This is a genomic window from Proteus sp. fly-1089 (assembly GCF_040138965.1).
GTDB lineage: Bacteria > Pseudomonadota > Gammaproteobacteria > Enterobacterales > Enterobacteriaceae > Proteus > Proteus vulgaris_B.
In genome coordinates, this window is sequence record NZ_JBEETS010000001.1 from 1,068,196 (window position 1) to 1,093,567 (window position 25,372).

The following is a 25,372-nucleotide window of genomic DNA, read 5'->3' on the forward strand; positions in this document are numbered from 1 at the left end:
TTGCTCAGTATTATTACAACAAGCCTTTCTCGGAATAAATTACATACCTAAGCGATAATTAGGTGATTCTTTTGTGATAGTAACATCATGAACATGGCTTTCCTGAATACCCGCACCACTGATGCGAACGAATTCAGCTTTAGTATTTAATTCTTTAATGGTTGCGCAACCTGTTAAGCCCATGCATGAACGTAAGCCACCCATTTGCTGATGAACGATAGTTTTCAATAAGCCTTTATAAGCAACACGGCCTTCAATACCTTCTGGTACTAATTTGTCTGCGGCATTATCAGTTTGGAAGTAACGGTCTGATGAACCTTTAGACATTGCACCTAATGAACCCATACCACGGTATGATTTATAAGATCGTCCTTGGAACAGTTCAATTTCACCTGGAGATTCTTCAGTACCTGCAAACATTGAACCAACCATAACGCAAGCCGCGCCCGCAGCTAATGCTTTCGCGATATCACCAGAGAAACGAATGCCACCATCAGCAATAACAGGAATGTTGCGATCTTTTAGTGCTTCTACCGCATCTGCAATAGCAGTAATTTGCGGTACACCAACGCCTGTTACGATACGTGTTGTACAAATTGAGCCTGGGCCGATACCAACTTTAACCGCACTTACACCAGCATCCGCTAATGCTAAAGCACCTTCTGCAGTTGCAACATTGCCACCAATAATAGGTAAGTTAGGATATAAAGCACGAGTATCGCGAATACGTTGTAGTACACCTTCAGAATGACCGTGAGAAGAGTCAATAAGTAAAACATCAACGCCAGCAGCAACTAATGCAGCCACGCGCTCTTCATTACCGGCACCCGCACCAACAGCTGCACCAACACGTAAACGGCCATGCTCGTCTTTACAAGCATTAGGTTTACGTTCTGCTTTTTTGAAATCTTTTACAGTGATCATACCTTTCAGGTGGAAGTGGCTATCAACCACTAACGCTTTTTCTACACGTTTCTCATGCATTTTTTGCATAACGATATCGCGTGCTTCACCTTCTTGTACTGTCACTAAGCGTTCTTTTGGCGTCATTACCGCAGTAACAGGTTGGTCTAAATCAGTTACAAAACGAACATCACGGCCAGTAATAATACCGACTAATTCGTTATCATTAGTCACAACAGGATAACCCGCAAAGCCATTGCGTTCTGTCATTGCTTGAACTTCACGCAGAGAAGTTTCTGGTGTTACGGTGATAGGATCAGTGACAACACCACTTTCATGTTTTTTCACGCGACGCACTTCTTCAGCTTGGCGTTCAATAGACATATTTTTGTGGATAAAACCAATTCCACCTTCTTGAGCTAATGCGATAGCTAAAGGCGCTTCAGTCACAGTATCCATTGCAGCAGAAAGCATAGGAACATTTAGGCGGATTGTTTCAGTCAGTTGAGTAGACAAGTCGGCAGTATTAGGAAGAACAGTGGAGTGTGCAGGAACTAACAAAACATCATCAAATGTAAGTGCTTCTTTTTTAATTCGTAACATAGCAATATCTCACCAAGGCGGCTTTTAGGAAATAGAAAATATTGCCGCGGAATTATACACACCGTAATCGGTTGCTTCTAGCTTTTTTTCAAAATTTTTATTGATCCTGCCGCGAACTTAGGTAGTATCAATCAATTAAGTCTTTGTTTTAAAATTTGATCTGGCTCACATGACACTATCAATAAACAATAATATTTTTACTGTTAGCCGTCTAAATAAGACCGTTCGCCAATTATTAGAAATGGAAATGGGTCGCATTTGGATCAGCGCTGAAATTTCTAATTTTACTCAACCCTCTTCTGGTCACTGGTATTTTACGCTAAAAGATACTAACGCCCAAATTAGAGCTGCGATGTTTCGTGGTCAAAATAGCAAAGTCACTTTCCGACCTCAACATGGTCAGCAAGTCTTAGTGCGAGCAACAATCACATTGTATGAACCTCGTGGTGATTACCAACTGATTGTTGAGAGTATGCAACCTGCTGGTGACGGGCTTTTACAACAGCAGTTTGAGCTATTAAAACAAAAACTCAGTGCAGAAGGTTTATTTGATGCTATCCATAAAAACCCCCTACCATCACCTGCAAAACAAATTGGTGTTATCACTTCATCAACAGGCGCTGCACTACACGACATTTTAAATATTCTTCGCCGTCGTGATCCATCTTTACCTGTGCTTATCTATCCAACGGCAGTCCAAGGTGCTGAAGCACCTATGCAAATTGTTCGTGCTATTGAACTTGCTAACCGTCGTAAAGAGTGCGACGTCTTAATTGTTGGCCGTGGCGGTGGTTCATTAGAAGATCTCTGGGCATTTAATGATGAACGCGTCGCTCGCGCTATTTTTGCCAGTAAAATTCCTATTGTAAGTGCTGTTGGTCATGAAACGGATGTGACCATCGCTGATTTTATTGCTGACCTTAGGGCGCCAACACCTTCTGCAGCAGCAGAACTCATCAGCCGTAACAAGCTTGAGCTATTGCGCCAATTGCAATCACAACAACAACGCCTTGAAATGGCAATGGATTATTACTTAGCGAAAAAATTACGCGCAATAACACAACTTCATCATCGCTTACAGCAACAGCATCCTCATTTACGTCTTGCCCGTCAGCAAAATGTATTGTCTTCAACACAACAGCGTTTAGTTTCTAGTTTTCAGCGACTATTACAAGCCAAACAACATCAACAAATACAACTACAAAAACGCCTTAATTACCAAGAGCCTAGTTCCCAAATTCAAGCATTACTTCGTCAACAACAACTGTTGATTTACCGTATGCGAGAAAGTATTGCACAGCAACTATCCCGTCAACGTGAACAGTTCGCTATTAGTTGTTCTCGCTTAGAAAGTGTGAGTCCTCTCGCAACACTTTCTCGCGGTTACAGTATTAGTGAAACAGAATCTGGAGAAGTGCTGAAAAACACCAAACAAGTGAAAGTGGGTGACCCATTAAAAACGCGTGTTGAAGATGGTTGGATCACCAGTGAAGTAGTGAAAACACAAAAAATTAGAGCAAAACGTAAAATAACTGCTAAAAATAACGATTAAGTTAAACCAAGTAATTTAAGCTTTATATAAATATAAAAGAAAAACGGCATCAAAATAATATTGGTGCCGTTTTTTATTATCTATATTTTAAGATAATCATTACGTTATATTAAAAACGCACTTCTCCTGCAAAAAGGTAGCTTCGTCCTCGAGCAGTTTGAGTATTACTTCCAGGCTCTTGCATCATTGGCGCTGAATTACTTCTATCAAGCGCATTAGAATAGTTTTTATTCATTAAGTTATGCACTGCAAATTTCAAAGAAATATTCTTATTAATTTTGTAATTACTATAAAGATCAATAACCGTTGGAATATTATCTTGTTGCACCATAGGGACTTTACCCGTATCAAAATCAACACCTTCAGGTGAAGATTTACGTGATTTCCCTGTGATTTGGATCACAGTACCTAGTTCTAATGACTGGTCATCAAAGAAGCGAACACCGGTATCAATAGAGGCATAATATTTAGGTAACTCAGAGGCGGGAGTTTGCCCAAAATCGGTGCTGGCAATCGAAGTCGGTTGAGATGTGCGCTGATCGCTATAAGAAAGGTTTGTGTAAAATATCCCTGCATCATAATTTGCTTGAAGTTCATAACCACGTAAAGTTACAGGCTCAAGGCTATTGGTATACAAGAAAATATTGCCATCATATTCAATTCCCGCGTAATCCTCATCCGTTAAAGAGCCGTCATTTTTACAACGTACACCGCCTTTACATACAAAATAAGAATCACTAGAGATGTAATCTTTAATTTTTGTGTGATACCACAATCCTTTAAATCGTAAACTATCACCTTCAATAATTAAATCTGGACGATAGCTATTAAAACCAATTTGAACAGTATCGGCCTTTTCACTTTTCAAAAATGGATTCATTGAAGCGCCACCTTCATTGGCAAAAAAGATCTCTTGTGAGGTAGGTGCTCTCATTGTTTGTGCATAACTGACAAACGGCTGAAATTCAGGAATAATTTCAGCGGAAAGTAACATGCCTGGATCCCAATTTCTATCATGACGATTAATATTCATTTCACCTTCAGGGAAACAGGCAGCAGTTGGATCACAAGCAGGTTTACGCCCTTTAATATGATAATCCACATAATTTAAATTGAGATCTAACGTATAAATGTCATATTCAAATTTCATTTGTGAGAAGAAACTGGTTAAATCATTTTTTCCTTTAGGTGCAAAGGAGTTATATTCAATCATATTTTGTGATTGCCATGGATCACTAGAAGGTGCAGTAACATTACGTTTGTATTCTGTTGACATTAATTTAGAGCCCAGCGTTAATGCCATATCTAATTCACCATAATTAAAGCGACTGGTATTTTTCGCCACTAATGAATCAGATATATTTTTAGCATTTGCTTCTCGCAAACTTACAAGAGAATCGCCCTCAAACTTTTGTGATGCTTGGCTATGGCTAAGCAGAATTTCACTATCAAATAAATCATTTAAAGGTGTATAGCGATATTTTGCATAGTAATCTTTGGCATCAATTTTGCGACGATTAAAATTGTTGTTATAAAAACGACCACTTAATTCTATTTCATGAGAATCATTCGGCTTTATATTTATTTTAGTGAGTTCTGAGTGTGGTCTCTGATTAAATTCTTTACTTGTCGCAAATTCTTCACTATTAAAACCCGCACCATTTTTATAAGACGATTCTATTTTGTGCCCACTCAATGCAAGCATTGCACCAATAGTACCATTATCATTAAATAAAGAGCGTTGTCCGGCAAAAGCGACCATGCCGTTATAACCTAATCCATTCGTACCACCAGCTGCTTTACTTCTTACACCCCATGAATTCCCTTTAAATAAGATATCCTCGACACCAATTGTTTTAAAATTGGCACTACCTGCTAAAGCATTGATACTATTTTCACCATCTTGTTGACCACGAGAAATATCAATTTTAATAATAAAATTCGGATCAATCATCGTATTAAATTGATTATAGGGTTGTGCACCATGAGCATATTGACTAGGTGATGTGCTATACATCGTTTGCGTGACACCATCCACCATCATATTAACGCGACCAAAACCACTAAGTCCGCGAATATTGACACTAACACCAGGTTGGCTTACATCCATTTGAGTATACGTACCTGGCGTTGAGCGTAATGTTTGTTCAACAGATTCGAGATTGTTAATTTCACCAATAGAGCTATAAGCACCAGGTTTTCCCAATGCTTTTTGTTCTGGTGTCTCTTTTTGTGCTGATGAAACTTTTAAACTACTAAATTGAACTGCTTTATCTGTTTCAGATGCGAGGACAAGATGATTAACACCCGAAAATAATATAAGAGTGCCAAGTATTTTCCTTGTAAATTTCATAATAAACCTATTCTTTATTTTTATTTAAATAGGCTCACGTTGCTTTATATAAAAATTAAAATAAGAAAAAACATAATTATTGTTATATAAAATTTAAATAATAGCGCTGCCTCTCTTAAAGAGAGACAGGCTAATTTTATTAAATTTATTTATTATTACTTATTAATCTAATTAATATTTTGATCTTTAAAATAGACTTTCGGTTGTTCTAACATCAGAATAAAAGCATATTCTTTTGCAGTATCACGTAAACGATTAAAACGTCCTGATTTACCACCGTGTCCTGCACTCATATTAGTATCAAGTAATAATAAATTATTATCTGTTTTTAATTCACGTAATTTAGCAACCCACTTTGCAGGCTCCCAATATTGTACTTGTGAATCATGTAATCCTGTAGTGACTAATAAATGAGGATACGCTTTCGCAACCACATTGTCGTATGGACTATAGGATTTTAAGCGGAAATAAACGTCTTTATCCGCAGGATTTCCCCACTCTTCATATTCCCCTGTCGTTAATGGAATTGAAGCATCGAGCATTGTTGTCACAACATCAACAAATGGAACTTGTGATACGACGCCACGGTATAACTCTGGCGCCATATTCACAACGGCCCCCATTAATAATCCACCCGCACTGCCGCCCATGGCATAAACGTGTTTAGGCGCTCCGTAACCTTCAGCAATTAGATATTTAGTAGCATCAATAAAGTCAGTAAAAGTATTAACTTTATGCTCCATTTTACCTTGGTTATACCAACGCTTGCCTAGTTCACCACCCCCACGCACATGCACAATTGCGTAGACAAAACCTCTGTCTAATAAACTTAAACGAGGTGAACTAAATGATGGATCAATGCTACTACCGTAAGAGCCATAACCATAAATTAAGATAGGATTTTCACCTTTCTTAAATAAGTCTTTGCGATAAACCAATGATACAGGCACTTCAACACCGTCTTTTGCTTTTACCCAAATGCGCTCACTTTCATACAAATCACGTTCAAAGCCTTTTACTTCTTGCTGTTTGAGCAGTTGCTTTTGATGTGTTTGCATATTCCATTGATAAGTTGAAGATGGTGTTGTCATGGATGTATAACCAAAGCGAAGCTCTTCACTATCTGCTTGAGGGTTAAATCCTAACCATGCCATATAAACAGGATCGTCAAATGTGACATTAGTTGATTGACCTGTTTTCCAATCAATCTGGCGCAATGATACTAGGCCTTGTTTTCTTTCTTCTACAACTAACCAGCGATTAAACAGATCAAAACCTTCTAAATCGACATCTTTTTGTGGTGCAATGACGGTTTCCCAAGGCTTATCAATTGATGCAGTTTTATAAAGACCAAACAATTCACTTTCATGATTCGAACGAATATAGAATTCGCCATTAAAATGGTCGATATCATATTCTCGGCCTTCTTGCCGCGCAGAAAAAATCACCATTGGTTTTTCTGGTGCATTCGCATCAATTAAGCGAGACTCTGACGTTGTTGAGCTTTCAATTGACACCAAAATGTAATCTTCAGATTTGCTTTTACCCATCCATGTATAAAAGCGATCGTCGTTTTCTTCAAAGATTTTAACGTCTTGTTGACGATCAGTGCCATATTGATGGCGATAGATTTGATAAGGCAGTAGCGTTTGTGGATCTTTATCAACATAAAATAGTGTTTTGCTATCATTTGCCCACACTAAATTTGCCGAGATATTCGTTAACACATTCTCTTTCCATGCGTTATCCGATAACTCTTTATAAGCTACATTATAGTTTCTTCGCCCTTCTTTATCTTCAGCAATCGCTATACGTTTATTATCTGGGCTGATAGTCAGATCACCTAATTGATAGAACTCATGCCCTTTAGCACGTTCGTTTCCATCAACAAGAACTTCCCATTCACCCTCGCTATTAACTGGTTTACGCTGATAAATAGGGAAATCTTTACCTTCTTGGTAAATAGTACGATAAGTATAGCCATTATAAATATAAGGCACAGACTCATCATTTTGAGCCATGCGGCTCACCATTTCATTAAAGAGTGTTTCTTCTAATGCCTTACCTTCTTTCATTACGGATTCGGTATAGGCATTTTCAGCATTAAGATAATCAAGCACTTTAGGATCTTTGCGTGAATCATCTCTTAGCCAATAATAATTATCGGTACGTGCATCGCCATGTTCTGTCATCACATGAGGCACTTTATTCGCTTTTGGTGGCGTCACTAGGGAGTCCTTTTGATTTTGAGCCAATGCAGGTGTTGCTGAAATTAACAAAGCCATGATCGCACTCGTTAATTGCAACGTCATCCGTTTTTTTGTTGCGACTAGCATAACGTTTTATTTCCTTTTTAACCTGTCGTTAGAACGTTAGTGTAGAAAACTCAATTGGCATTTCAACCATTATTTTACCTTTCGACAATAACTCTATAGGCGGTATCGGTAAGGGCTCAGCACGTTTGAGTACTCTTTGTGCTTCTCTATCTAAAGAACGCACGCCACTACTAAGAATTAATTCACTCGATATGACATAACCTTGTTCATCAACAATAAAGCGCACTTTAGAAATACCCGTTCTGCCTTTGCTTTTTGCCTCTTCAGGATAGGCTTTATAGCGATTAAGATGCCCTTTTGTTTTAGCTTGCCATAATGCTAATGCGCTTTCTGAGCTGTCTGAATCACTGTCATAATTTGCACTAACATCATTGGATTGCTGTCTCGCCGCGGAGCGACTACTTGAAGGTGCTGATTGGCTAGACACATTTTCACTAATAATAGGTGCTGGTTTTACTGGTGATGTAACAGGTGTGACTTTAGCTGTTTGCTCTACATTGACCCTTTTCTTAGGTTTTTCGATAAGAATATCAGCATTTTCACTCACAATCAGATCAGGTTGTTTTTCAGCAATATCTTGCTCTACCTTTTTATGACTTGCCACCGCAAGTTGTTGATCCATTCCAACAACCTGTTTTTCATCACTGAGCGCTTGTACATTTTCACTCAAACTCATCATCACAGCGAGTTCAGGCTCTTGTATTAATACCGTATTCTCTTTATTGAAATAAAAATAAGCCATGACAAAAACAGCATGTACACCGATAGCAAAAATTAAAGCTTTAGAACTACAAAGCTGGAATTTTGGCATTTGATCCATACAAGAGGAAATAAGCATAATCGTGTTATCAATAAATTAAGGTAATGCAACAGGTGTTATCCAAAGATAATCGGCATGAACTGAAGTGACATCACTTCCCTCTTCCGTCATTATCACGACAATCACGTGTTCATTCGGTGCTAAATCAGCAACATGCAAAGGAACACCCATTACCTTTGTGGCATGGAAAGAGCCTGCAATTAAAAGCGCAGGAGTAGGAGCGTTTAATAAACTTTGTGCCATTGCGCGATCTCGCAATTGCTGAATAATCGTCATTTTTTCTGCTTGCGTTTTATCAAGCGCGCCACCATGAGAAAGTTCGATGGTTTTTTGAATAAGTTGGCGAACGGATGCATCAGTTGAATGTACCCCCTCAATAATAGGTGGTTTTTTATATGCACTAGATATTTCACTACGGTCGATATTGGCAGCTAATAAAGGATAATCTGCACTTAGCCCTGCTTTAACAATATCGCCATACCATTTCCAAGGCCAACCGGAATTCCATTTTAATGCCGCCATTAGACGTTCATCCCGTAGATATTCAGAACCTGAATAACGTTTTTTCGTACTATCAACTAAGGATTGCTGACTTGGCGTTAGCATCTCTAGTAAAACCGATCCTTGAGGACGTTTTTTAGCTAATTCAGTCATTAACCAATATTCAATATCATGATGATAAGCATTGTCATGTTTCTCACCAATGATCACACGAGGTTGATTTGCTAATCGAGCTAGCAGAGTATCTGACGTAATAGATTGCCCAGTCTGAGTATCAATGATGTTTGCCGACTGAATAATTGTCAGATCTACAGTTGATACAGGTTGCTTTTCTATCGAATGACATGCTGAAAGACTTATTAATGAAACTAGTAGTAAGATCCTTTTTGATATTGAGAAAAACATAATCATCCTATTAGTTATATATACTTATTTCACTTGGATGCATAGGTTAATATTATTGCTAATAATTATCAATATCATTATTATATTAATTTGCATTTAGTGCTTTATGTGAATTTCGTGAATATAAAAAAAGCGCCTCAAAAAGGCGCCTTCTATATATAATTCAGCTAATTATAAGAATTAATTTTGAGATTGGGCTTGAGCCTCAACAACAGCTAATGCCACCATATTTACGATACGACGTACTGATGCAATTGGCGTTAAAATATGAGCCGGTTTAGCGACCCCCATTAAAACTGGCCCCACTGTCACACCATCAGAACTCGTTACTCGTAATAAATTATAGCTAATACGTGCCGCTTCCATCATTGGCATAATAAGTAAATTCGCAGAACCTTTTAATGGACTATCAGGCATCACATCACGGCGAATAGACTCTACTAATGCAGCATCGGCATGCATTTCACCATCAATTTCTAATTCAGGTGCGCGTTGTTTGATAATTTCTAACGCTTTTCTAAGTTTGATTGATGATGGACTATCAAAGGAGCCAAAACTTGAGCGAGAAACTAGCGCAGCTTTTGGTTCAATACCAAAACGGCGAATGGTATCCGCTGCCATCAGAGTAATATCCGCCAGTTGTTCGGCAGTTGGATCTTCATTAACGTAAGTATCTGTAATGAAAGTATTACCACTTGGTAATAACAGTGCATTCATTGCTCCTGCCGTTTCCATACCTTCACGTAAACCAAATACATTTTTATAGATTTCGAAGTGCTCTGCATAGCTCCCTACTGTACCGCAAATCAAGCCATCAGCTTCACCTCTACGTACCATAATGGCACCTATAAGCGTTGGATTACCAATCATTGTGCGACGAGCTTGTTCTTGAGAGACACCTCGACGTTTCATAATTTGGTGATATTCTTGCCAATATTCTTTGAAACGTGGGTCGTTTTCATTGTTCACTACTTCAAAATCTTTGCCAGCTTGAATATGTAAACCCAGTTTTTGAATACGCATTTCAATAACACTAGGCCGACCAATTAAGATTGGAGTTGCTAAACCTAATGTAACGAGTTCTTGTGTGGCATGTAATACGCGGTTTTCTTCACCTTCAGCTAAAACAATGCGTTTTTTCTCTTTTTTCGCTTGAGAGAAAATAGGCTTCATAAATAAGTTAGTTTTATAAACAAACTCATTAAGATGTTCGATATAAACCGAGAAATCTTCAATTGGACGTGTTGCAACACCTGAATCCATGGCTGCTTTTGCAACTGCAGGTGCAATTTTTACAATCAAGCGTGGATCAAACGGTTTTGGAATAATATATTCTGGACCAAAAGAGAGCTCTTGATCACCATACGCTGAAGCGACCTCTTCGTTTTGCTCAGCCAGTGCAAGCTCTGCGATAGCATGCACACATGCGAGTTTCATCTCTTCATTAATCGCAGTCGCGCCAACGTCTAATGCACCACGGAAAATGAATGGAAAACACAATACGTTATTAACCTGATTTGGATAATCTGAACGACCCGTACAGATAATCGCGTCAGAACGCACTGCTTTTGCTAATGGCGGTAAAATTTCAGGCTCGGGATTTGCAAGCGCAAGAATAAGTGGATCGCGCGCCATTTTTTTAACCATTTCTTGTGTTAATACACCAGGCCCTGAACAACCTAAGAAAATATCGGCATTATTAATAACATCATCTAATGTACGCGTACCATTGTCTTCAATCGCATAGGCGGCTTTGGTTTCTGCCATATTAGCTTCACGACCACGGTAGATAACGCCTTTTGAGTCACATACTGTGATATTTTCACGTGTTAGTCCTAAAGCGACTAATAGATTCATACACGCGATAGAAGCTGCACCCGCCCCTGATACCACTAATTTTACTTTGCTAATATCTTTTCGAATAATACGTAAACCATTGAGGATCGCGGCAGTTGAGATAATCGCTGTACCATGTTGATCATCATGGAAAACAGGGATATTCATTCTCTCACGCAATTTTTGCTCAATATAAAAACACTCTGGTGCTTTAATATCTTCGAGGTTAATACCACCAAAAGTAGGTTCTAATGAAGCAATAATATCAACAAGTTTATCAGGGTCCGTTTCATTAACTTCAATGTCAAAAACATCAACACCAGAAAACTTCTTAAACAAAACGCCCTTACCTTCCATTACAGGCTTACCAGCTAAGGCTCCAATATTTCCAAGTCCAAGCACTGCTGTACCATTTGAAATCACCCCAACAAGGTTACCTTTAGCGGTATAGCGATAAGCAGCTAGAGGATCGGCTGCAATTTCTAAACAAGGTGCTGCAACACCCGGCGAATAAGCTAATGCCAGATCACGTTGGGTAATTAACGGTTTTGTAGGTGTTACTGTGATTTTGCCTGGTACGGGAAATTCATGAAAATCTAGAGCGCTTTGTTTTAATTTGTCTTCCATCTTCATATCCTTTGTATCAATAGGGTAAGGGCTTCGTTAGTATAATGGTAATGGAGCGTTAAATCATGACGGCTACGACACTTTTTTCAATTTAATAAACTAGAACGCACTGATCTTTTTTGCTTATTTTTATCGCAACAAAAGCTTATAAAACAACCTACTCAGCTATTTTAGGTATTGAATGATATTAATAGTGATCACTTAAAATAAAAACAGCTATTAAAAACAGCCCCTTGGGTTCGATTAAAAGACGTTTTAGTCATTTGAATACGAATGAAAATGACCATCTAAGATCAATACACTCTAGATTTATTATATACAATTAATACCTAGTTATAGGTATATTATTAACGTCATTTAATTTTCCCTACTGTAATAAACTCGAACAGAAAAAAGACAATGTTTGTTTATTATTTATCAGATATTAAATTAACATTTAAAATAATTAAATTTTTTATATTATTTAAAAAAACAATAACTATTTTCGCTTGTTGATTATTTTTCAAATAGGCACATCTCCATACAACTCATTGTAACGATAAAGATTTTATAGAATTAGGTTTTTTGTTAAGCGTTTTGGTTATTTTCTTTTTTACCCGTAACAATAATTGGTGTAATATTGCCAACCGTCAATTTTATTTTCTTATTGTTTTAATAAGATGTCTGATTCTAATTTTTATTCCTCATTTGGAATTTACTTTTTTATTTTCTACTTTTGGAAAGATTACGCACATTATTATTTTTTTTTAGGGAGAGGGGTTATGCCTAGCTACTCAATTATGATAGTGGATGATCACCCTATCATGAGATATGGATTACGGCTATTGTTAGAAAAAGACAAGGATTTTGTCGTAGTAAGCGAAAGTGGCAATGCTCAAGAGGCTGTAACCGCTGCAAAACAATTAAATCCAGATTTAATTATGATGGATTTAAATCTACAAGGGCGTTCAGGTATTGATACTATTCGAACACTTCGACGTTCTGGTTTAACATCTTACGTTCTTGTTTTATCCGTTTCTGATTCACGCAACGATGTTTATGCCGCATTGGATGCAGGCGCAAACGGTTATCTTTTAAAAGAATGTGAATTAGATATGCTGTTACTAAGCTTGCGTAAAGCGGCTGTTGGGCATCCTGTTTATAGCGAGCGTGTTTGGCAATATATTCAACTTAGACAAAACTATTCTGATCCACTTTCAGCTCTTACGAAAAGGGAGCTTGATGTCCTTCATGAAGTGTCAGTTGGTATGAAAAACAAACAAATTGCTGAAAACTTATTTATTTCTGAAGAAACAGTGAAAGTTCATATTCGTAACATTTTAAAGAAACTGCAAGTTACTTCTCGTTTAGCTGCCAGTCTTATTCTTATTAAGCACCAGTATTAAACGTTTTACCCCGACACAGGGTCGGGGTAATCAGAGTTATTATTGAATATTTTGCTTAAGTGTGTATTGAATCATTAATTACTCAATGGGAACAGGATAACTTAATACTTTAAAATGGTTATCTGGCATTTTTTCAATATTTAACTGATAAAGCTCTCGATTAATTCCATTTATGACAATATCAAGTTCACTAAAAGCTGATTGTATTTCTTCATTAGTTGCCCACGAAGGAATACCTTTTACACCATAATAGAAATAAATTTTACTTTTCCCTGATCCTATCGGTTGGATCTCTTTTATTTGGCTAATAAACAGATGGCCATAGCAGAAGTCTTGGTAAGGTTGCCACGCTTTGCGTCCTTTTTCACTGAGATTGAACACCCATTCTTCTCCATTTGCTGTTTGTTCAATCAATCCCGCCTCAACTAATGCATGCATTCTTTCTAACACCCAAGGTGCATCATCTTCATTGCTATATACAGGCCATTTCCCTTCGCCCAAACACAATAAATAATCACTGTTAAAAAAAGCTTCTAAGGCTATTCTATACTCATCAACTTTTTGACTGTCATTTTCTTCATCTGCCCAGCTAAAAGAAGAAAGTAAAAGTAATATAAGACTCAGTGAAATACTTTTCATATTCTCTTTTACCAACGGAAATCTTTATTCGTATTTGTATTACTCTACGCTACACAATTCGTTACACTAACGTGACAGTTTAATATCCGATATATTTTATAATGTAAATAGGATTTTTCACTACAACAAAAGCTGTTACTTTGGAATTGTATAACACTCATTCTCATCAATACTAATATTACGTATTGTCATATAAGGAAAATATCATGTCCACGACAAACCTGACATATACCATGTACGGCATAAAAAATTGCGATACAATCAAAAAAGCACGTAAATGGCTAGATGATAATCATGTTCCTTACGCGTTTCATGATTACCGCAAAGAGGGTTTGACGGAAGCATTATTACGCACCTTTACAGAAAATTTAGATTGGCAGACACTTGTGAATAAAAGAGGAACAACTTGGCGTCAATTATCTGATGAAGAAAAAAATGCAATCACGGATGTTACCTCCGCTATTTCACTGATGTTAGATAAACCCGCTATCATTAAGCGCCCTATTCTTGTCTCATCAGATAACCGCTTTATTGTCGGTTTTAATACCAATGACTATTTAACCTTTACAGGAGCCTAATATTTATGTCCTGTCCTGTTATTGAACTTGCACAACAATTAATTTCACGTCCTTCGATAAGCCCTGACGATCAAGGTTGTCAACAATTGATTATTGATAGGCTAGCTCCTCTTGGTTTTACTATTGAAAGAATGCCTTTTGGTGAAACAGAAAATTTATGGGCTTGTCGTGGAGGTGAGGGAGAGACTCTAGCCTTTGCTGGTCATACAGATGTGGTTCCTACTGGTGATCCAGCATTATGGGAACAACCACCGTTTGAACCGTCAATACGTGATGGCATGCTTTATGGTCGCGGTGCTGCTGATATGAAAGGTTCTCTTGCAGCAATGATTATCGCAGCAGAACGTTTTGTACGTTCTTATCCCGATCATCGTGGACGACTGGCTTTTTTAATTACCTCTGATGAAGAAGCAAAAGCAGCTGATGGTACGGTAAAAGTTGTGCAATCTTTAATGTCACGAGGCGAACGGCTTGATTATTGCCTTGTCGGTGAACCCTCGAGCCAACATCAATTAGGTGATATGGTAAAAAATGGCCGCCGAGGTTCAATAACAGCGAATTTATTAATTCAAGGTGTACAAGGGCATGTTGCTTACCCTCACCTTGCAGAAAATCCTATTCATACTGCGTCCCCTTTTATTCAAGAATTAGTCAATACGGTTTGGGATGAAGGCAACGAATTTTTCCCAGCGACAACCATGCAAATTGCTAATATTCATGCGGGTACTGGCAGTAATAATGTTATTCCTGGTGAGTTGTTTATCCAATTTAATTTCCGTTTTAGCACCGCAATTACTGATGAAGAAATTCGTCAACGTACAGAGGCTTTGTTGCAAAAACACCAACTTCGTTACCATTTAGAATGGTCTTTATCTGGTCAACCTTTTATTACTGGTCAAGGTAAATTGCTTGAAGCGGTTCGTTATTCTGTCAAACATTATACCAATTTAGATCCAGAGCTCTCCACCAGCGGAGGCACTTCTGATGGACGATTTATAGCTCAAATGGGAGCGCAAGTTGTTGAGTTAGGCCCTGTAAATGCAACTATTCACAAAGTGAATGAATGTGTTAATGCAGCAGATCTACAGCAACTTAGTCGAATTTATCAGCGAGTGATGGAGCAACTTATTTTATGATAACGCCTTTAATGCTAACAGGTCGCTCTACTGAGCATTTAGTCACTTTATCCGGTCAACACCGTTTACAATTTAATGCAGCAAAAGCCTTTTTAGCCTTGCAACAACAGGCAACAAAAGCCGGCTTTAAATTAATGCCAGCCAGTTCTTTTCGCGATTTTAATCGCCAACTAGCAATATGGAATGGTAAATTTGAAGGCACTCGTCCTGTTTTAGATGCACAAAGCAAACCAATAGATATTCATTCATTATCAGAAGGCGAACGCTGTACCGCGATTTTAAAATGGTCAGCGTTACCTGGTGCAAGTCGCCACCATTGGGGAACCGAAATTGATATTTATGATCCCTTTCGCTTGCCTGAAGGACAATCGTTACAGTTAGAACCTTGGGAGTATGAGGACGGAGGCTATTTTGCAGAGCTTAATGAGTGGTTAACGGAGAATATGTCAGCATATGATTTTTATCGCCCTTTTACTCATAAAGAGAGCTATATTGCTTACGAACCTTGGCATATCAGTTATTGGCCTCTATCTCATGAAGCCTCACTTGCTTACACGCCTGAAATTCTTAAATCAGTGCTAGAGGAAGAAGATATTCATGGTAAACAATGGTTATTAGCGGATCTTGACGAGATATTTTCACGTTATATTGTTTTGCCTGAATAAAATTATTTCTCACATGGGGCTTCTTGTTGATCGTTTACAGGAAGTCTCCACATAAAAATTAACAAACAAGCTAGGATTATGAGTAATAATATTCTGACCCATAGCATCGATACTAACCACAGTGAAATCGCAAAAGTAATTAAAATCACTAAAATAGCTTTAGGTTTCGCCCCTTTAGGCATAGCGCGATAAGCTTGCCAATAACGTAAATAAGAGCCAAACCAAGAACGGTAAAGTAGCCAATGATGAAAGCGTGTTGATGAGCGTGAAAAACACCATGCAGCAAGTAATAAAAAAGGTGTTGTGGGTAATACAGGTAAAATAACACCCAGCGTGGCTAATCCAACACATAACCAACCTGCTATAATCAATAATATCCGTTTCATACTGTACTTTTCCAACTTATGCTGTATCTGGTTATTTTATAGCGTTAAATAAAAAAGATCCTCATTCTCAATAACGATTTTAAAACAGAAGGTTTATTTATGCACTGGTTTGCTGACTATTGGTGGATTATTTTAATTCTTTTAGTGGGAATTATTATTAACGCAATTAAAGATATGAACAAAATCGATCCTAAACAATTTCTTAAAAATAAGCGGAAATTGCCCCCACACCGTGATTTTAATGATAAATGGGATGATGAAGATGATTGGCCTAAACAAAATCAAAACAAGAAGGATGAGAACAAGTAGCTAACCACTGTTGATAATGCGATGTTAATTGAGGATCTTTTTCAGTCATTAATTTCGCGCATTGTTCTCTTAGTTGCTTAGTTAAGACTTTTTTTCCTGATAAAGAAAATTCAGCCACACACTGCTCAACTGTTTTATTTTCTACAAAAAAAGCCACTAATAACGGGTAGTGTTGCTCATAACCTACCAAAAAGTTGGCAACACTCTCATAAACAGTAAGTACCGGACGATGAGCAAATGCAAAACCTGCCATCATTAACCAAGTGTCTTGTGATGTAGCAATATGATGGGGTAGCAATTTCGTTGATAAACAGATACCTGTTTGCTTTTTTATCTGCTGATATTGCAAAGCAAAAGCGCTTAAAGACGAGTGCAATAACTGTTCACCTTTTTCTGTTAGTGGATAAATGGCCATTGCTGCATAACATCCACTACTAGCCTCTTTATGCACCCCTAATCGTACTATTTGAAAGCCACATTTCATCCAAAACTGTGCTAAAACTTCGGTGTAACCAAAGCTCACTGAAAGGTAATCAATAGCCTGTTTTTGACTCTCGATTACAATATTAGTCATTAAAGTTGCAGCAATTTTTTGGCGCTGATATTGAGGTAAAACGGCGATTCGACTAATGCGCAATGAGGTTAAACACACCGCATCTGGTGTTAAACCATAGGTGACTAATGATTGAGCAAGTAGATTACCTCTAGGCCTACGAGTACCTAGCCATACATCATAAGCAAGTTCGAAAGGTAATCCCCCTTCTTCAATACACCACACGGCACCCACGATTTTTTTATTGATTGTCGCTGACCAATAATGCTGTTTTTGACCATCAAGTAAACGCCGTAGATCCAACGGTGTTGTTCGATAATGCGCACTAGTAAGTAGTTGATAAAACCCATGTAGCTGTGGAGTATTATTATGCCAATTTCCTTGAAGCTTCTGGATATCGACTTCACCTTGTTGCTGACGTTCAAAATCATGCTCAGGCTCATCAAGTAATAACAACTGATTAAGCCAATTTTCTAATGGACAATCTTTAGCCCAGCGGATTGGTGTTTGTAATTGATAAGTGCGTAAATGAGGAATATTGCCTCCTAATTTAAGCATAAAACCACGCCCTGTCCCCTCATAACCTTGTACTGTGGTTGTCATTAACACATTAGGAAAATAACCACATAGCACTTCTAATTGTGCAATTGGTAGAGAAGCAGCTTCATCAATAATCAACCAATCACTTTGAATTTCATTATTTTTGCACAGTGCTAATAAATTATCAGGAGAGTAATATGAAATAGCTTTGTTGGTATGGGAAGATAAAACATCAGTGCTATTCTTAGCAGGTGCACAAACTATCACATTACCTTGATATTGCTCGATAAACATACCAGCAAGCGCAGATTTTCCACGCCCTCGTGGTGCAATAACACTCCAAACACCAGATGTCGATATAAGCAAATTATCTAAAATCACTTGCTGTTCTGTGGTTGGTTCACCCTGTGGAAGTACCCAAGGTTTAGCTTTTTCAATCATTGTAGGCAACTTTAATACTGTTGATTGTTGCCACACAATCACTTGCTCATCACCTAATGTGATATCTTTTAGCCATACCATAAAGTTCGGTGTTGAAAGTGCACCTTGAGCATCATTCCAGCGCTGACTATCGTTATCTATGTAGCTATCCCAACTTTCAATATTGGGTAAACACAGGATCAATAAACTACCGGCTTTTAATGTGCCCGTTAACATGGCTAAAGCATCAGTATTAAATCCCTCATTAGCATCAAAAACAGCATGTAGAAACTCTCGTCCTAACAGACGAATAGCGTGCTCTGGTAAAATAGCATTAGGCTGGCAAGATGAAATCGTTATCCAATCACCTTGGCATAACTGGGTAATTTGCTGGATCTGTTCTGTTTGCCATGTAGGTTCGCCCGCTAATAGCAGTAATTGACGCAGCCCAAATCGCGCTAACTTTTGCTGGTATTGATGCAAATGAGAGAATGACACCGCTAGGATTTGCCAATTAATAATGAAAGAATACCAGCTGCAATTAATGGCCCAACTGGAACACCACGGAAAAGCGCTACTCCAATAACCGTTCCCACTAATAAGCCGGCAACCGTTGACGGCTGGTTATTCATTAAAGAAACGCCTCTAGCCCCCAGCCAAGAAACAGCGATACCAATAGCAATCGCTAATAGTGATTTCCAGTTTAAGAATGAATTAAGAACTTCTTGTCCTGATATACGCCCTGTTGCAATGGGAGTCATTACGCCGATGGTAAGAATTAAGATCCCTATGGTCATACCATATTTTTCAACAACAGGAAAATATTGATTTAATGGTGTTATTTTAATGACTAACAAAGCCAGCATGGCTAACGTCACAGTCATATTATGACTAATAATGCCGAGCCCAGCGAGAACCAGCAAAATTAATAATGAGGGATCAACATTGCTCATGTTTGTTCCTAACCCTTTCTCTTTATAGTGTTAATTGTCTTTTATTTACCAAAGAATGGTATTAGTTCAAAGACGAAGAAGCAAATGTATCGCAAGATTTAATATTGCCACTGTTATACCCACGCATAAACCAAGTTTTACGCTGTTCTGCTGTACCATGTGTAAAACTGTCAGGTACAGCATAACCTTGCTGTTGTTGCTGTAATTTATCATCGCCGATAGCTTGCGCTGTTTTAATTGCCGTTAATAAATCACTTTCATCAATACGGCCCTCACCTGCAATAAAATGCCCCCACATTCCAGCAAAACAGTCAGCTTGTAGTTCTAATTTTACAGATAAACGATTTGCTTCTGCTTTTGAGCGAGCCATTTGTTGTTTTTCACGCATTTGGGTTGTAATACCTAGCAAATGCTGAACATGATGACCAACTTCATGAGATATAACATAGCCTTGGGCAAATTCACCACCACCACCTAAGCTATTTTTCATTTCATTATAAAAGGAGAGATCAAGATAGATTTTTCGATCCGCGGGACAATAAAATGGCCCCATTATTTTTGTGCCCGTTCCACATTGTGTTGTCGTACTATTGCTATATAGCACAAGTTTAGGATCACTATATTGTTTTCCGGCTTGTGCAAAAATTGTTCGCCAGAAATCTTCTGTACTGGCTAAAATAACACTACTAAAATCAGCTGCTTCATTATAGAGTGCGGTTTGTTGCTCATTACGTTGTGGTGCTTGATTATTGCCACCTGTTAACGTGTTAAAATCAAATCCCATAAAGCTAGCGATAACTAAAACAATAATTATTACAAAACCATATTTAGTACGCAGTAAAAGTGCAATTAATCCTAATGGGAGATTGCCACCACCAGATGCAGAGGAAAGTTGCCCTCTTCTGTCTTCTACATTATTACTTTTTCGGCGATCATTCCAACGCATAACATATCCCCACGGTTTTAATAGGCCAATTTATCTTTATTATGAGTAAATTTATCACTTGATTTGAGATAATAACAAAAAATTGTCACCTCTATTCTCTATTTTTTGAGAGCAAGGTAATAGAGACTATTAGAGAAAATAACTCAACACACTTTAGTCATTTCATAATAGAATTCTTATTCCTAATCATCATATTTTTTGTTAACACATTGAGATCTTAATGACTCGGACCCAGCGCTTACTCACTTTATTACAAATTCTAAAAGAAAACCGTTATCCGATAACTGCTGAGGCACTCGCTAATAAATTACACATAAGTGTACGGTCGATTTATCGTGATATTGAATCTCTACGTGATCAAGGTGCTGAAATTACGGGCGAAGCGGGTATAGGTTATCAATTGAGATCAGGATTATTACTTCCTCCATTAACCTTTGATATCAATGAATTGGAAGCCCTTATCTTAGGATTGCGTTGGGTTGAAAATAATACAGATAATGAATTAAGCTACTCGGCATTACGTGCGATTAATAAAATTAATGCCGTAGTCACAACACAGCATCAAACATTACTGGAGCAAAACACATTATTTGTACCTACAAATCGAATTATTGAAGTTAACCACACTATTGCTAAAGATTTACGCTTAAGTTTGCGTGAAGAGAAAAAAGCGAAAATTGATTATAAAGACGCTCAAAAACAATTAAGTCATCGTATTATTTGGCCGATTGCGGTTGGCTATTTTCAAGACTCGCAAGTCATTGCTGCATGGTGTGAATTACGCCAAAGTTATCGCCATTTTAGACTCGATAGGATTATTTCTTATGATGTATTAAGTGATAATTTGCCTTATCCAAAAAGTTATTTGCTCGATAGATGGAAAAAAGAGATCCTCAAAGATGCTCCTGACAATAACTGACACTCAACTTCCGTAATATCTTCCTTGCTGTTCCTCGTTTAGCGATTTCAGTTTAAACAAACATTATGTCAATCAACACAGTAAGGAAACATCATGAGTGAACTTATCCTTTATACTAATACAATGTCTCGCGGCAACACAGTTGAGCTTTTCTTAAAGATATTAAATGTACCATATCAGCGCATTGAATTAGCTTATGGCGAACCAATGCATAGTCCTGAATACCTTGCAATTAATCCGATGGCGAAGGTTCCAGCATTAGTTGATGGCGAATATATTGTCACAGAAACTTCCGCAATTTGTGCTTATTTAGCGGATAAGTTTATTGAGAAAGGATTTGCACCTGCACTAAATTCTCCAGAAAGAGCTGTCTATTATCGTTGGTTCTTTTTTACCGCGGGCCCTATTGAAGCAGCATTTACAGTCAAAGATCTCGGTGTAGAGTTGAATGAAGAACAACAAAAGTCCTCTGGTTTTGGTTCATTTGAACGTGCCTTTCATTGTTTAGAAACGGGGCTAGCCAGTGCCAATCCTTATATTTGTGGCAAAAATCTGACTGCGGTTGATGTGTATGTGGGCTATTTCCTAATTTTCTTATGCAAATATGCACTCATTGAACCAACACCATTAATTAATCAATATATTGATAACCTTGCACTTAATAATGAAATTAAACAATTATTAGCTAACTTAGGATTACGATGAGTATTCTTATTATTAAACGTAATTTTATCAATATAACTGCTTAATCATGTTCTTTTAATACTCTTTTTGCAATTTTGAAAAAACAAAAGGTCAGTTTTTAAGCTGACCTTTTTTATTATATTGTTTTTTCTTTACGTAATCGTTTGCGTATTTAGTCTAAAGAAACACCAATTCGGCGTGCAACTTCTTCGTATGCTTCAATTAATCCGCCTAAACTTTGACGGAAACGGTCTTTATCCATTTTATCTAAGGTATTTTTATCCCATAGACGGCTACCATCAGGAGAGAATTCATCACCCAATACAACTTTACCGTGGAATAGACCAAATTCGAGTTTAAAATCGACTAAAATAAGCCCTGCTTTATCAAACAATTCGCTAAGGACATCGTTTGCTTTATAGCTAAGACGTTTCATTTCTGCGAGGTTTTCTTTAGATACCCAATTAAAGGTTTCACAATAAGATTCATTCACCATAGGATCATGACGCGCATCATCTTTTAAGAATAAATCAAAAATAGGTGGGTTTAAAAGCATACCTTCTTCAACGCCTAAACGTTTAACTAATGAGCCAGCCGCACGATTGCGGATAACACATTCAACAGGCACCATATCGAGTTTTTTGACTAGCACTTCATTATCAGAAAGCAAACGTTCCATCTGCGTTGGGATACCCGCTTCTTCCAGTTTATTCATAATGAAATGGTTAAATTTATTATTTACCATGCCTTTACGATCAAACTGTTCAATACGTTGGCCATCTAACGCTGATGTATCATTTCTGAATTCAAGGATAAGAAAATCAGAAGATTCAGTGGTATAGACTGTCTTGGCCTTTCCACGATACAACTCAGCTTTTTTCTGCATCTGACACACTCCAAAGATGTGATAGGTTTAACAAGAAATTTGCTTCCCATACTCTACTCTAGATTAGATAAAAAAGCTTTTAAAACGTGAGAGCTATCACTAAAAAATCTTGAAGATAACACATTGATAACAGCACTATTTATAGAGAATAAAAGTGCATTATTATCTTTCATATTTAAAACAATAACAATTAACCATTAAAAGTAATAAAGAGAAATTCTATAATAAGGTAAGAATATAGCGGATATAAAAAATCAAAATAAGAATATTTTTAGTTTATATCACTGTATCATCTCCTTTTTAGAGTTATATTATTTTCAATAATTAATTCATTTTTTATTACACCTATATTGAGTTGTTTTGAATAAAAAAACCAAATTAATTTCTTTTTTATTAGAAACTAATTTGGTTATATTTCTTATTACTAAGTTTCAACAAGATATTTTTATTCATTTAACTTTGTATTTTTTAAATATACCTACGAATAAAAATGGTATAAATTTTTTATTACATAATGAGACAATAGATTTCATAAGCAAACCAACCTAATAAGGCGCCTGCTGGTAAATCAATTAAATAGTGTTGTTTGGTAAACATACAAGATAAAGCAATAAATAATGGGAATAAGAAAACCCAAGGCCCTAATGTTGCATATGCAAGACAAGCAGTAAGTGTTGCAACTGAAACGTGCATACTAGGGAAGCAGTTTGATGAGTCATCAAAGTGTTGAACAAACTTAAGAAATTTCTCTGATGCTGTTTTTCCTGGGTTAATGGTTCGCCAATGTGCAGGGGTTGCAACAGGAAATACTACAAAGAAAAACATTTGCATGACTAACAGCACTATATAACTAAAAACAATCATAATAAATTGTCTTGAGTCTTGAATAATCCAGTTAAGATATAGAATTGCGGGATAATATAAGAAACTATAAATCCATGACCACCAAGGCCAGAAAGGAATTTTTTCATCAACAGGTGAATTAATTACTTTCACTTCTCTCAATGTATATCGTTGAGTAAAAAAATAAAATTGATAAACACCTACAATAAGTATCCCACTTAATATCAAGTGAATAATCATATCACCCGCACTCATAAATACTCCTTCATATAGTTAGAGAATGCTTTGTTATTTTTATTAAGAACAAGAATTGACGCAATATTACATAAATTTAAGAGCATTGCATTAAGATTAATATTATTAACAACACCAAATTAAACACTATCATTAAAAGAGCATTCAATTAATGACGAATTTAATAATGAATTTCTATTTAAATCTCCAAAAATAAAAATAAGTAGAGATTTCTGCCGATTAAAAACACAAAAAAAACCGCACAATTAATGTTGTGCGGCTTCTCTTTATTTTATAAAGCGGAATACCTATTTCACAGGTTTACTGAAAGCGGCTTTCAACGCTGCAACCATTTGATCATTCTGTGATTGTGTTAATGGTTTACCTTTATCACTGATAAATTGTAGGCTACTACGGTTATTTAAATCACCCACTTGTAATTTATAATCCGCTTCTTCTACAGTTGGTCTATCAACACCTAACGAGCTCCAGTTTGCGCTACTCATTCCTTTATAGGTCACTTCAACTGAACCTTTAGAACGAGTGCGGTCGCCCATTTTCATTCCCACGCTTTCTAATACGATTGGTAATCTATCCCAAACAACATCGAATGGCGCACGTACAATAATCACTGGAAGCCCTGCATTATCACTGCCACTCTGGACATCAATAATACCTTGAAGATTACTTGTAGCTGTATTTTCGCTTAAATTACGCATACGGTTTAAACCATCAACCAGCTCATTAAGCATTAAAATATTATAACGTTTTACTTCAGCTGGATCAGTAACGTCTGTTTCGCCTTGGCGTAAACCTTCGTTAGTCACTGTTAATGAAATTACATTACCCGCTTGAGCTATGACTAAGCGTTGACGTGTTTGGAAAGGCACGTTTTCATCTGCACGTAGCCATGTTATCCAATCAGTATGAATTTCTTTTTGCCCTGCATCACTTTTTACAATAGCAACGCCTTTATCCTTTAAGATAGCCGTTACTTGCTCATACAGTGTTGTATTTTCAGGAGTGCTAGGTAAGAACAGTTTGCTGTTATCTGCATTATTTTCACTACGTGAACCACTTAATAAGTTCAGAGCTTGAGTCGGTGGACGAATATCAAGCGCTAAGCCTACTGGCTCAGTTTTTTTAGGGGTTGGAATATCATATTCCCCATTTTGCAAAGGCAACACCATACCCGCCGGAATAGCTAAATTCTTTAGCCCTGCCGTCTCTAAATAAGACTCATCACCACTGACCTGACGTTTATAGCGCTGATCACTTGAACAGGCTGCCAGTAGAACCACCAGCGACAGACCCGCGACTTTCATAATCTTTGATTTATGCAATAGTGTTGCCATTAAAA

22 protein-coding genes are annotated in these 25,372 nt (G+C 37.3%); 8 read left to right on the forward strand and 14 right to left on the reverse strand.

What is annotated here, in order from left to right; all coding sequences use genetic code 11:
* Positions 1-39 precede the first annotated feature (39 nt).
* Complete coding sequence (gene guaB, locus ABN080_RS05005) at positions 40-1,506, reverse strand: IMP dehydrogenase (protein WP_072068398.1); 1,467 nt, start codon at positions 1,504-1,506, stop codon at positions 40-42.
* Between the two features lie 169 nt (positions 1,507-1,675).
* Here guaB and xseA point away from each other — a divergent pair, with 169 nt between their 5' ends.
* Positions 1,676-3,058 (forward strand): exodeoxyribonuclease VII large subunit, encoded by a 1,383-nt coding sequence (gene xseA / locus ABN080_RS05010; protein ID WP_196554074.1) that lies wholly within the window; start codon positions 1,676-1,678, stop codon positions 3,056-3,058.
* Positions 3,059-3,167: 109 nt separating this feature from the next.
* Here xseA and ABN080_RS05015 read toward each other — a convergent pair whose 3' ends face one another.
* The 5 genes from ABN080_RS05015 to maeB all read right to left on the reverse strand — a co-directional run bounded on the left by ABN080_RS05015 (position 3,168) and on the right by maeB (position 11,936).
* Positions 3,168-5,411: a TonB-dependent receptor gene (locus ABN080_RS05015; protein ID WP_349440517.1), complete on the reverse strand. Its 2,244-nt coding sequence runs from the start codon at positions 5,409-5,411 to the stop codon at positions 3,168-3,170.
* A 167-nt stretch (positions 5,412-5,578) separates the two neighbouring features.
* A complete protein-coding gene (locus ABN080_RS05020) occupies positions 5,579-7,747 on the reverse strand; it encodes a S9 family peptidase (protein ID WP_349440518.1) in 2,169 nt (722 codons plus the stop codon).
* A 28-nt stretch (positions 7,748-7,775) separates the two neighbouring features.
* Positions 7,776-8,558: an energy transducer TonB family protein gene (locus ABN080_RS05025; protein ID WP_349440519.1), complete on the reverse strand. Its 783-nt coding sequence runs from the start codon at positions 8,556-8,558 to the stop codon at positions 7,776-7,778.
* 45 nt (positions 8,559-8,603) lie between these two features.
* Positions 8,604-9,473 (reverse strand): ChaN family lipoprotein, encoded by an 870-nt coding sequence (locus ABN080_RS05030; RefSeq protein WP_349440520.1) that lies wholly within the window; start codon positions 9,471-9,473, stop codon positions 8,604-8,606.
* Between the two features lie 180 nt (positions 9,474-9,653).
* Entirely contained in the window at positions 9,654-11,936 is a 2,283-nt protein-coding gene (gene maeB / locus ABN080_RS05035) for an NADP-dependent oxaloacetate-decarboxylating malate dehydrogenase (protein ID WP_349440521.1), read from the reverse strand.
* A gap of 761 nt (positions 11,937-12,697) precedes the next feature.
* On the opposite strand from maeB, the gene ABN080_RS05040 reads away from it, so the two are divergent.
* Complete coding sequence (locus tag ABN080_RS05040) at positions 12,698-13,321, forward strand: response regulator (protein WP_072068404.1); 624 nt, start codon at positions 12,698-12,700, stop codon at positions 13,319-13,321.
* A 78-nt stretch (positions 13,322-13,399) separates the two neighbouring features.
* On the opposite strand, the gene ABN080_RS05045 is transcribed toward ABN080_RS05040, so the two are convergent.
* The gene (locus tag ABN080_RS05045) at positions 13,400-13,960 is read right to left on the reverse strand and encodes an SEN1982 family lipoprotein (RefSeq protein WP_349440522.1); all 561 of its coding nucleotides are present in this window, start codon (positions 13,958-13,960) and stop codon (positions 13,400-13,402) included.
* Between the two features lie 206 nt (positions 13,961-14,166).
* On the opposite strand from ABN080_RS05045, the gene ABN080_RS05050 reads away from it, so the two are divergent.
* The 3 genes from ABN080_RS05050 to ABN080_RS05060 are packed head-to-tail and all read left to right on the forward strand — an operon-like array spanning position 14,167 to position 16,339.
* Positions 14,167-14,538 carry an ArsC family reductase gene (locus ABN080_RS05050; protein ID WP_072068406.1) on the forward strand — a complete coding sequence of 124 codons (372 nt, stop codon included), beginning with the start codon at positions 14,167-14,169 and terminating at the stop codon, positions 14,536-14,538.
* Between the two features lie 5 nt (positions 14,539-14,543).
* Complete coding sequence (dapE, locus tag ABN080_RS05055) at positions 14,544-15,674, forward strand: succinyl-diaminopimelate desuccinylase (protein WP_072068407.1); 1,131 nt, start codon at positions 14,544-14,546, stop codon at positions 15,672-15,674.
* Positions 15,671-16,339 carry a M15 family metallopeptidase gene (locus tag ABN080_RS05060; RefSeq protein ID WP_197269076.1) on the forward strand — a complete coding sequence of 223 codons (669 nt, stop codon included), beginning with the start codon at positions 15,671-15,673 and terminating at the stop codon, positions 16,337-16,339. Before dapE ends, ABN080_RS05060 begins: the two co-directional genes overlap by 4 nt.
* A 2-nt stretch (positions 16,340-16,341) precedes the next feature.
* Here ABN080_RS05060 and ABN080_RS05065 read toward each other — a convergent pair whose 3' ends face one another.
* Positions 16,342-16,725, reverse strand: coding sequence for a DUF454 family protein (locus tag ABN080_RS05065; protein WP_072068409.1), 384 nt, complete (start codon positions 16,723-16,725; stop codon positions 16,342-16,344).
* 99 nt (positions 16,726-16,824) lie between these two features.
* On the opposite strand from ABN080_RS05065, the gene ABN080_RS05070 reads away from it, so the two are divergent.
* A complete protein-coding gene (locus tag ABN080_RS05070) occupies positions 16,825-17,034 on the forward strand; it encodes a YpfN family protein (protein WP_109847325.1) in 210 nt (69 codons plus the stop codon).
* Here the strand turns inward: ABN080_RS05070 and ABN080_RS05075 are convergent.
* From ABN080_RS05075 to ypfJ, 3 genes are all read right to left on the reverse strand, one after another.
* Positions 16,997-19,045 carry a tRNA(Met) cytidine acetyltransferase TmcA gene (locus ABN080_RS05075; RefSeq protein ID WP_349440523.1) on the reverse strand — a complete coding sequence of 683 codons (2,049 nt, stop codon included), beginning with the start codon at positions 19,043-19,045 and terminating at the stop codon, positions 16,997-16,999. The two genes, ABN080_RS05070 and ABN080_RS05075, sit on opposite strands and share 38 nt — an antisense overlap.
* A 2-nt stretch (positions 19,046-19,047) precedes the next feature.
* Complete coding sequence (locus tag ABN080_RS05080) at positions 19,048-19,500, reverse strand: DUF441 domain-containing protein (RefSeq protein ID WP_006533030.1); 453 nt, start codon at positions 19,498-19,500, stop codon at positions 19,048-19,050.
* A gap of 61 nt (positions 19,501-19,561) precedes the next feature.
* Positions 19,562-20,446, reverse strand: coding sequence for a KPN_02809 family neutral zinc metallopeptidase (ypfJ, locus tag ABN080_RS05085; protein ID WP_349440524.1), 885 nt, complete (start codon positions 20,444-20,446; stop codon positions 19,562-19,564).
* Positions 20,447-20,666: 220 nt separating this feature from the next.
* On the opposite strand from ypfJ, the gene ABN080_RS05090 reads away from it, so the two are divergent.
* Positions 20,667-21,365: a helix-turn-helix transcriptional regulator gene (locus tag ABN080_RS05090; RefSeq protein WP_349440526.1), complete on the forward strand. Its 699-nt coding sequence runs from the start codon at positions 20,667-20,669 to the stop codon at positions 21,363-21,365.
* A 93-nt stretch (positions 21,366-21,458) separates the two neighbouring features.
* Positions 21,459-22,070, forward strand: a complete 612-nt coding sequence (locus tag ABN080_RS05095; RefSeq protein WP_349440527.1) for a glutathione S-transferase family protein — start codon at positions 21,459-21,461, stop codon at positions 22,068-22,070.
* A 151-nt stretch (positions 22,071-22,221) separates the two neighbouring features.
* On the opposite strand, the gene purC is transcribed toward ABN080_RS05095, so the two are convergent.
* The 3 genes from purC to bamC all read right to left on the reverse strand — a co-directional run bounded on the left by purC (position 22,222) and on the right by bamC (position 25,367).
* Positions 22,222-22,935, reverse strand: coding sequence for a phosphoribosylaminoimidazolesuccinocarboxamide synthase (gene purC, locus ABN080_RS05100; protein ID WP_072068417.1), 714 nt, complete (start codon positions 22,933-22,935; stop codon positions 22,222-22,224).
* 507 nt (positions 22,936-23,442) lie between these two features.
* Positions 23,443-24,033 (reverse strand): phosphatase PAP2 family protein, encoded by a 591-nt coding sequence (locus ABN080_RS05105; protein WP_196554064.1) that lies wholly within the window; start codon positions 24,031-24,033, stop codon positions 23,443-23,445.
* Between the two features lie 287 nt (positions 24,034-24,320).
* Positions 24,321-25,367 (reverse strand): outer membrane protein assembly factor BamC, encoded by a 1,047-nt coding sequence (bamC, locus tag ABN080_RS05110; protein WP_197269074.1) that lies wholly within the window; start codon positions 25,365-25,367, stop codon positions 24,321-24,323.
* Between the last annotated feature and the right edge of the window lie 5 nt (positions 25,368-25,372).

Coding starts and splice junctions, on each gene's coding strand:
- dapE (WP_072068407.1), top strand. CDS start 14,544: ATGTCCTGTCCTGTTATTGAACTTGCACAACAATTAATTTCACGTCCT.
- ABN080_RS05015 (WP_349440517.1), bottom strand. CDS start 5,411: ATGAAATTTACAAGGAAAATACTTGGCACTCTTATATTATTTTCGGGT.
- ABN080_RS05095 (WP_349440527.1), top strand. CDS start 21,459: ATGAGTGAACTTATCCTTTATACTAATACAATGTCTCGCGGCAACACA.
- maeB (WP_349440521.1), bottom strand. CDS start 11,936: ATGGAAGACAAATTAAAACAAAGCGCTCTAGATTTTCATGAATTTCCC.
- ABN080_RS05065 (WP_072068409.1), bottom strand. CDS start 16,725: ATGAAACGGATATTATTGATTATAGCAGGTTGGTTATGTGTTGGATTA.
- ABN080_RS05050 (WP_072068406.1), top strand. CDS start 14,167: ATGTCCACGACAAACCTGACATATACCATGTACGGCATAAAAAATTGC.
- ABN080_RS05030 (WP_349440520.1), bottom strand. CDS start 9,473: ATGTTTTTCTCAATATCAAAAAGGATCTTACTACTAGTTTCATTAATA.
- ABN080_RS05020 (WP_349440518.1), bottom strand. CDS start 7,747: ATGCTAGTCGCAACAAAAAAACGGATGACGTTGCAATTAACGAGTGCG.
- purC (WP_072068417.1), bottom strand. CDS start 22,935: ATGCAGAAAAAAGCTGAGTTGTATCGTGGAAAGGCCAAGACAGTCTAT.
- ABN080_RS05070 (WP_109847325.1), top strand. CDS start 16,825: ATGCACTGGTTTGCTGACTATTGGTGGATTATTTTAATTCTTTTAGTG.
- ABN080_RS05080 (WP_006533030.1), bottom strand. CDS start 19,500: ATGAGCAATGTTGATCCCTCATTATTAATTTTGCTGGTTCTCGCTGGG.
- ypfJ (WP_349440524.1), bottom strand. CDS start 20,446: ATGCGTTGGAATGATCGCCGAAAAAGTAATAATGTAGAAGACAGAAGA.
- ABN080_RS05105 (WP_196554064.1), bottom strand. CDS start 24,033: ATGAGTGCGGGTGATATGATTATTCACTTGATATTAAGTGGGATACTT.
- ABN080_RS05060 (WP_197269076.1), top strand. CDS start 15,671: ATGATAACGCCTTTAATGCTAACAGGTCGCTCTACTGAGCATTTAGTC.
- bamC (WP_197269074.1), bottom strand. CDS start 25,367: ATGGCAACACTATTGCATAAATCAAAGATTATGAAAGTCGCGGGTCTG.
- ABN080_RS05040 (WP_072068404.1), top strand. CDS start 12,698: ATGCCTAGCTACTCAATTATGATAGTGGATGATCACCCTATCATGAGA.
- xseA (WP_196554074.1), top strand. CDS start 1,676: ATGACACTATCAATAAACAATAATATTTTTACTGTTAGCCGTCTAAAT.
- ABN080_RS05045 (WP_349440522.1), bottom strand. CDS start 13,960: ATGAAAAGTATTTCACTGAGTCTTATATTACTTTTACTTTCTTCTTTT.
- guaB (WP_072068398.1), bottom strand. CDS start 1,506: ATGTTACGAATTAAAAAAGAAGCACTTACATTTGATGATGTTTTGTTA.
- ABN080_RS05090 (WP_349440526.1), top strand. CDS start 20,667: ATGACTCGGACCCAGCGCTTACTCACTTTATTACAAATTCTAAAAGAA.
- ABN080_RS05025 (WP_349440519.1), bottom strand. CDS start 8,558: ATGCCAAAATTCCAGCTTTGTAGTTCTAAAGCTTTAATTTTTGCTATC.